The sequence below is a fragment of the Vibrio tetraodonis genome (genome assembly GCF_003350295.1).
Classification (GTDB): Bacteria; Pseudomonadota; Gammaproteobacteria; order Enterobacterales; family Vibrionaceae; genus Vibrio; species Vibrio tetraodonis.
Window position 1 is genome coordinate 1 of sequence record NZ_QLYY01000001.1, and the last position, 5,928, is coordinate 5,928.

Here is a 5,928-nt window from a genome sequence, read left to right on the forward strand (position 1 = left end):
TAATCCTAGCTTCTAACTCTTGGATCTTCTTCTGTTCTGGCGTCAGAGCTTGAACCGTTGGCGTCTCTCCGCCACGCTCAATCTTTAGTTGATCGACCCAGCGTCGTAAAGCCGTATCACCGATGTCTAGAGAGCGTGCCGCCTCAGATATTGAGTAACCTTGATCAAGAACCAAGCTTGCGGCATCTACTTTGAATTCAGAAGAAAATGTACGTCGTTGTCGTTTTGTCATTGAACACCTCATTTACGGTGGAGACTTTACCACCTAATTTGATGTCCGGGATCATTAAACCACTACATAAGCACGATTAAAGTATTTAATATTCAATAATGTATTAGCATAAAAATCTAAGGTTAAGTGATTTGCTTTAATCCAACAGGACACTTTAATAAAGGAATATAATCCTACTATTGAGGTGACTATGACAAAACGAAAAAACAGAAGTTATACCGATGAATTTCGGCGAGAAGCGGTGGCGTTGATCACTGAACAAGGCTACAGCGTTTCAAGGGCGGCTGCATCTTTGGGTGTCACAGACAAGCTTCTTTACAACTGGAAAGCGAAATTTGAAGCTGAGAAATCCGGTTCAACTCTCTCTCCTGATGAACGAGCAGAGTTAATGTGGCTACGCAAGGAAAACAAAGAGTTAAGGATGGAAAAGGACATCCTAAAAAAGGCCAGCGCCCTGTTGCTAAAGGAAACTAAGTAGCCTTTGAGACGATTAAACAACTGACTTCTGATTATCCTGTTACTCGTTTATGTAACAGCCTGAATGTGAGTCGCTCAGCCTATTATGCGTGGTTGAAGAGGCCACCTCAACGAATAACACAAGATTCGACTAACGGCGATATGTCACCGATTGATTATGAAAAGTCCTTTAGAAAAGTGTCCTGAACAAGTTGCGCAGAACAATACTTTGAAATCGCTAAACATGAACTAGTTTGCCGTTCAGTAATATTATTCATATATGAGGTTACCTATGAGAGCTTAATATAAATTTCAATTGATTATTAAAGGAAGACAAAATCTCCCCTAATTTCCCATCTTTTAAGGAGTCTAAATTGACCATTACCTTCAACTCAAAACCACCGTCACTCTTTCCTAGAGACAAGCTACCTGTTTCAACAAATTCAACAGGCGAAATAAGGGTAGAAAGGATATTTCTAGAGTTAAAAAGCAATTGCTCTTCACTGACTGAAAGGAAAGACCAAACAAACAATCGTTCATCCGCCAATGAGATATTGATAGAGAGTCCATCATCCAGCTCGATAGCAATCGTGGAGTGCGAATCAAAATCATTCAGTAGGTTATCTGAGACACCAAGTCCAGAAAGAGCAGCCCGAACCAAGGAGCTAAGGTCTTGATGGATGTTTTGAGAAAAAGAAAGTGGATCACGCATTATATAACTCCAATCACAATTAGGTAAGCAATATAATCATAATCGAGGCAAGTTTTCTATAAAAAATCACCCATAGCTACTAGATGGCTTTGTTGGCGCGCTCATTAAACCATCAATTTTTATTTAAGCGTGTCTTCCTTTATCCTCGACCTATATCGTCACATCTAACGCCAAAATAATGCCTTACAAACACAATGAGTCCAAGCGCCACCACTTCAAAAAACACACCTATCGACAGACTAATTATGCCGAATACAACCAAAGTTTACGTGATCGTGGCGTATTGATATCTGGTTGTCTGATGAGATTATGGCGAATTGGCAAACCGAACAACGTCTCTATGATGGCACAGGCTCATCACCAAAATACCCAGATAGCACGCTCATTGCGTGCCATTATTTGAGGCTGGTATTCAAACTTCCATTTCGCCAAACTCAAGGTTTTATTGATAGCCTTCTAACAGGAATGGGCTACACAGAGTTCACTTGTCCTGACTATTCGTTATTGTCAAAACGCCAATCTAAGCTTGGATTTAAGACGCCCAGACTCAAAAACAGATAAACCCAATGAAGGTTTAGTTAATGCCGATCGGTTTAGAGACTTGAACGATCCTGGGATCGTATGATAATCCCCACTAACTTTGTTAGTGGGGATTTTTCTATGTTGGCTGAAGAGTTAGTTCTAGCTCATGATACTATTGAAGATGGCAAAAATTATGAGTCTGTAATTAATGCCATTCAACTTGAATGGATAGAGCAAGCTCTCTATGAAACATCTAAAGCGAGTATCAGAAGGCGTCGGCTACCAGCCCAACAAGCCGTATGGCTCGTCATTTGGATGGGATTGCAGAGAAATAAATCCATTAAAGAGGTTTGCAGTTCTCTCGATTTGGCTCTGCAACCCAAACCAGAGGACACATGGTCTCGAGTCGCCCCAAGTGTGCTAACCGATTGTAGGCGACGCCTAGATGAAGCGCCTCTTGCTGCACTATTTAAAACAGCGGTGACAGCGTGGGAAGCCGATGCGCTCGTCAAGGACAAATTCCTTGGCCTGAACATTATGGCTGTTGATGGCACGACCTTTCGTTGCCAAGATTCTGAAGAAAACGCAGAGGCATTTGGATTCATTTCTCAAAAGTATAAGCCTTACCCTCAATTACGTTTAGTCGGCCTGATGGCTACCGAAACACGCATGATGATGGGAGCCGCATTTGATGCCTGTAGTGTTGGTGAAGCAACTTTGGCCCGGCGATTACTGGATGATGTACCAGAGAACTCACTAACACTATTTGACCGTTGTTATTTCTCCGCTGAACTGTTGCTATCGTGGCAAGAAGCCGCTTCTGACAGCCATTGGCTTACCCCCGTAAAACGTAAACTCAGATATGAAGTTGTAAAACAGTTTGCCAACAATGATATGCTGATCTCCATGCCAATTTCACCCCAAGCACAGAGTAAGAACCCCAACTTACCAACGCATTGGCAAGCTCGGCTAGTCCTGTATACAGCTCCGCAAGGTGAGATTGAAGGGTTCATAACCTCGTTAGTAGACCCTCAAAAGTATCCATTGGAGCACCTATTAAGTATCTACTGGCAACGATGGCAAATTGAAGAAGGTTACGGTGAAATCAAGCAAACTCAGTTGCAGAGTGAAGTGACACTTAGAAGTCGCTTTGCTGCTGGAGTTAGACAAGAGCTTTGGGGCATTTTGCTTGCCTATAATTTAGTACGTTTAGAAATGATTCATATTGCCGAAGATGCCAATGTAAGCCCAACTCGGGTTAGCTTCACAGCAGCAATAAATTTGATAGATGCCCAGTTGCGCTGGCTAGCGCTCAGCCCCGATGGCACTTTACCTGTTAGGCTCAAACAAATGCGAGAGAGCATCAGCCATTTCATTTTGCCAGATAAAAGAAAGGACCGAACGTTTCCACGTTCAGTCCTCTTTGTTCGGGCCAAATATCCATTTAAATATAAGTGTTAATACTTATCCGAACGGCATTAAATGAAGGTTTAGTGGCAATTGCCATTGACTCTACTGGCCTCAAAGAATTTGGTAAAGGTGAATGTCATCAGGAAAAACATAAGGTTAACGCAAAGCGTAGTTGGAAGAAGGCGGCATTTCGGTGTCAGTGATGACCACATAATTCATGGTGCGGTATTGACGGATAAAGACACTATGGATTTTCAAGTCGTGGGGGAGCTGTGTGAGCAAATCAATGTTGATGTCGACCACGTTTCAGCGGATAAGATCTATGATACGGATAGTGTTTACACCACATTATCTAATGAGTTTCCAGAAGCTGAGATAGTCATCCCTTCTAAAGACAGTCTGTATGCTGACAATCACCATCAGGCCAAAAGAATGAGCAATTTGGTGGCGTATTCGGCATTAGGTCCCATGCGCTGGCAAAAAAAAAGCAGTATGGGAAAAGGAATGTATCAGAGAATGCGATGCAACGTTACAAAACCATCATAGGCCCCAAATTACACAGCAGAGAGTTTAAGAACCAACAACAAGAAATGGTGCTAGCTGCATCAATATTGAATCGATTTACCCAGTTTGGTATGCCCGAGAGCTACCGAGTGGCCTAATGATATCAAAAGACAAAGTGGGTTGAGTACTGCAACAAAGCCATTAGGTAGAGGTTGAGCGAATCTAAACCGACAACGCAAAATTTTGCGACAGCCCCCTTTTTAAATGACATTTTTTTGACATAAGTATCAATAGATAGGTGTTAATATTCTGATACTTCATTTTGACTTACCGAGGGAGGGCTACTTTGTTAAAAGTTACAAGGACTCCAGTTCAGGTGTCCCAATCTGATACCGATAAAAAGGCAAAACACTTCCACGACAGGTGGTAAACCGGTTTTATGTGCAGGCATTATTCAAATTGAACAGGGCAAAGCTAAATCATTTCACCTAGACTCCGGTCACTATATGCCGCAACACCCACAACTCGAACACTTTATAAAATGAGTTGTCGCGAAAGACGTGGATATTAGCCAGCTTGAGATTCACGCTAAACATATCACACGGGAAAAAATTGATGGGCTTACCAATAAATGCTCCTGATAGATAAATCACTTACCGGAGTGTCGAGTATTACTATATGCCTATATAAACCCAAATGTGCATTCAACAGGAGAATTATATGAATCTAATTCAAACACTGCATCGTCCAGCTTCTACCATGACAGTCGATGCTAATTCCCAGTTCAATCAAGCCATGGTTGTGACTAAAGTAAGTAATGTTGCAAACAGCTTTGGAACTACAGTTAACATCCAGGACAATTCCCAAGCACCAATGTATGATAATCTCGAACCTGTTACTCATGACCAATACAACTTTAAATGCTCAAATACCCCCATATCAATGTATGAAGATCCTGACTATGCTAATAAAGTGATAGATCAAACGATTGAGCAAGCCTTGGCTCATGCACACGTTCAAGTAGAATCAGACGATGGAAATTCTAAAGTAAGCCAGATTGAGATGCACATAGCAAGTATTGGAGAGAAAAGTCTAGATAAAATGTTTCGGAGGAATATTCATCGCGATCTAGGTACCGACGAAGATAAGAAGGCAAGAGACAACGAGAGGAAGTTAATAAGAAAAGCTTATTATGAGCAAACTACAATTAAACCTGGCTTTTCATCATCACCTTTATACCAAGCTTTGTATAACGATATCTCAAATAAGGTAAATCCTAACGATATTGAATATTCAGTTATAGAAGGGAAACTCAATGAGAGAATAAACCACATGATTCAAACTGAACGTACCAGTATGCAGATTCAGTTAAAAACCACTGATGACATAGACAGCAAGATTCAAACTGACCGTACCAGGATGCTGAGTCAGTTAAAAACCACTGATGAAATAGACAGCATAATAACAGATTTAGAAAAAAAATATTATTCAGTTAAATAGAGCAGCTACGCTGCAATTGGGCACGTGATAGGTTTAGGTGTATGATCAGGCTCTCCATTCGCTATGATGACGCTCCGACAACCTTTACTGACTAGGGGTAGTGACCGGATAGCTGAGATAACCGCCAACTTTTAAGTTGTCATTTCTATCGATAGTTTTGATATTTAGCAATTTCAAAGTATTCCAGACGGCGTTTTTTTGATGATAAGGATGGCTTATCGGTGGAGCATGTTGGTTGACCCATTCATAATATAGATCATCGGCTATAAAGCGCAAACCCCCTCCTTTTAGGGGTAATGCCGTTCGGATAAGTATTAACACTTATATTTAAATGGATATTTGGCCCGAACAAAGAGGACTGAACGTGGAAACGTTCGGTCCTTTCTTTTATCTGGCAAAATGAAATGGCTGATGCTCTCTCGCATTTGTTTGAGCCTAACAGGTAAAGTGCCATCGGGGCTGAGCGCTAGCCAGCGCAACTGGGCATCTATCAAATTTATTGCTGCTGTGAAGCTAACCCGAGTTGGACTTACATTCGCATCTTCGGCAATATGAATCATTTCTAAACGTACTAAATTATAGGCAAGCAAAA

At 41.4% G+C, this 5,928-nt stretch carries 9 protein-coding genes and 1 pseudogene; 6 read left to right on the forward strand and 4 right to left on the reverse strand.

Annotation, left to right across the window (positions count from 1 at the left end; genetic code table 11):
• Nucleotides 1-232: transposase (locus DPF90_RS00005; protein ID WP_162813957.1), on the reverse strand; the 232-nt coding region annotated here is incomplete at its 3' end.
• A gap of 190 nt (nucleotides 233-422) precedes the next feature.
• Here DPF90_RS00005 and DPF90_RS00010 point away from each other — a divergent pair.
• Nucleotides 423-710: a transposase gene (locus tag DPF90_RS00010; protein WP_114783416.1), complete on the forward strand. Its 288-nt coding sequence runs from the start codon at nucleotides 423-425 to the stop codon at nucleotides 708-710.
• A 264-nt stretch (nucleotides 711-974) separates the two neighbouring features.
• On the opposite strand, the gene DPF90_RS00015 is transcribed toward DPF90_RS00010, so the two are convergent.
• Nucleotides 975-1,400: an InvB/SpaK family type III secretion system chaperone gene (locus DPF90_RS00015; protein ID WP_114783418.1), complete on the reverse strand. Its 426-nt coding sequence runs from the start codon at nucleotides 1,398-1,400 to the stop codon at nucleotides 975-977.
• A gap of 309 nt (nucleotides 1,401-1,709) precedes the next feature.
• Here DPF90_RS00015 and DPF90_RS00020 point away from each other — a divergent pair, with 309 nt between their 5' ends.
• From DPF90_RS00020 to DPF90_RS00035, 5 genes are all read left to right on the forward strand, one after another.
• Complete coding sequence (locus DPF90_RS00020; protein ID WP_114783420.1) at nucleotides 1,710-1,961, forward strand: transposase; 252 nt, start codon at nucleotides 1,710-1,712, stop codon at nucleotides 1,959-1,961.
• A 99-nt stretch (nucleotides 1,962-2,060) separates the two neighbouring features.
• A complete protein-coding gene (locus DPF90_RS00025; RefSeq protein WP_114783422.1) occupies nucleotides 2,061-3,383 on the forward strand; it encodes an IS4 family transposase in 1,323 nt (440 codons plus the stop codon).
• Between the two features lie 78 nt (nucleotides 3,384-3,461).
• On the forward strand, nucleotides 3,462-3,878 hold the full coding sequence (locus DPF90_RS20400; protein WP_240314422.1) for a transposase: 417 nt from the start codon (nucleotides 3,462-3,464) through the stop codon (nucleotides 3,876-3,878).
• Nucleotides 3,854-3,994: a hypothetical protein gene (locus DPF90_RS20405; protein ID WP_240314423.1), complete on the forward strand. Its 141-nt coding sequence runs from the start codon at nucleotides 3,854-3,856 to the stop codon at nucleotides 3,992-3,994. The genes DPF90_RS20400 and DPF90_RS20405 overlap by 25 nt, the downstream gene beginning before the upstream one ends.
• A gap of 562 nt (nucleotides 3,995-4,556) precedes the next feature.
• The gene (locus DPF90_RS00035; RefSeq protein WP_114783424.1) at nucleotides 4,557-5,336 is read left to right on the forward strand and encodes a hypothetical protein; all 780 of its coding nucleotides are present in this window, start codon (nucleotides 4,557-4,559) and stop codon (nucleotides 5,334-5,336) included.
• An 84-nt stretch (nucleotides 5,337-5,420) separates the two neighbouring features.
• Here DPF90_RS00035 and DPF90_RS00040 read toward each other — a convergent pair whose 3' ends face one another.
• Nucleotides 5,421-5,612: a hypothetical protein gene (locus DPF90_RS00040; RefSeq protein ID WP_114783426.1), complete on the reverse strand. Its 192-nt coding sequence runs from the start codon at nucleotides 5,610-5,612 to the stop codon at nucleotides 5,421-5,423.
• A 38-nt stretch (nucleotides 5,613-5,650) separates the two neighbouring features.
• Nucleotides 5,651-5,928 (reverse strand): annotated as a pseudogene (locus tag DPF90_RS00045) (IS4 family transposase); the annotation flags it as partial.

What these genes read in the sequence shown, in the direction of transcription:
- DPF90_RS00010 (WP_114783416.1), top strand. Translation starts at nt 423, where the DNA reads ATGACAAAACGAAAAAACAGAAGTTATACCGATGAATTTCGGCGAGAA.
- DPF90_RS00015 (WP_114783418.1), bottom strand. Translation starts at nt 1,400, where the DNA reads ATGCGTGATCCACTTTCTTTTTCTCAAAACATCCATCAAGACCTTAGC.
- DPF90_RS00020 (WP_114783420.1), top strand. Translation starts at nt 1,710, where the DNA reads ATGGCGAATTGGCAAACCGAACAACGTCTCTATGATGGCACAGGCTCA.
- DPF90_RS00025 (WP_114783422.1), top strand. Translation starts at nt 2,061, where the DNA reads ATGTTGGCTGAAGAGTTAGTTCTAGCTCATGATACTATTGAAGATGGC.
- DPF90_RS20405 (WP_240314423.1), top strand. Translation starts at nt 3,854, where the DNA reads ATGCAACGTTACAAAACCATCATAGGCCCCAAATTACACAGCAGAGAG.
- DPF90_RS00035 (WP_114783424.1), top strand. Translation starts at nt 4,557, where the DNA reads ATGAATCTAATTCAAACACTGCATCGTCCAGCTTCTACCATGACAGTC.